Source organism: Azospirillum griseum, assembly GCF_003966125.1.
Classification (GTDB): domain Bacteria; phylum Pseudomonadota; class Alphaproteobacteria; order Azospirillales; family Azospirillaceae; genus Azospirillum; species Azospirillum griseum.
Genome location: NZ_RXMA01000108.1, coordinates 1 through 924 on the forward strand (window position 1 = coordinate 1; position 924 = coordinate 924).

The 924-nt window shown below is 63.4% G+C and carries 1 pseudogene and 1 other annotated feature; the pseudogene reads right to left on the reverse strand.

From position 1 onward, the window contains the following. Positions 1 to 871, reverse strand: a pseudogene (locus EJ903_RS26355) (IS3 family transposase); the annotation flags it as partial. Then, positions 474 to 590, reverse strand: a sequence feature (AL1L pseudoknot). (Overlaps the previous pseudogene by 117 nt.) Positions 872 to 924: the final 53 nt, after the last annotated feature.

Here is a 924-nt window from a genome sequence, read left to right on the forward strand (position 1 = left end):
GGACAAAACCGGCGTCAGCCGTGCGGGACACCCGCCAGCCGAGCCCGAAGGGCCAGCGCAGCTACGATCCGCCGGGCAAAGGCGTCGATGATGAAAGCCACATAGACGAACCCACTCCAGGTGGACACATACGTGAAATCAGAAAGCCACAGCTGATCGGGCCTGTCGGCCCGGAATTGCCGGTTCACCCGATCCAGCGGACAGGGTAAGGCCTTGTCGGCAATGGTGGTTTTCACCGGTTTGCCACGGATGGCACCGCGCAGGCCCATCTCCCGCATCAGCCGCGCGACCGTGCAGCGTGCCACCTGGATGCCCTCGCGCTGCAACTGCCGCCACACTTTGCGGACCCCATAGACCTGGAAATTCTCATCAAACACCCGCTGGATATCCGCCTTCAGCCCGACATCGCGCTGTGCCCGCGCCGGGAGCTTGGCCGGATCAGCCTTGCGGGCCGCATGCCGACGCACAGTTGACGGGGCGATTGGCAAAACGTCGCAAATCGGCTCGACCCCGTATTCCTGGCGGTGGGCGTCAATGAAGCCCAGCATCATTTCTGTCGGCGGTCGAGCTCCGCCATCGCGAAATATGCCGACGCCTTGCGCAGCATCTCGTTCGCCTGGCGCAGTTCCCGGATCTCCCGCTCCTGGGCCTTCAGCTTCTCCAGCACATCCAGCGGAACCCCGGCACGGCTGCCGCTTTCCACCTCGGCTCGCTTGACCCATTCATTCAGCGTGTGTGCCGCACAGCCGATCTTGGACGCCACGGACGACACCGCCGCCCATCGCGACGGATGATCCTTCTCGTGATCCAGAACCAGCCGGACAGCCCGTTCCCGGACCTCAGCTGAAAATTTGTTCGTTGTCTTGCTCATCGTCGCTCCACCTTCTCAGGAGTTGGAGCCGCCGACAATCCCGGCGCGGTTCA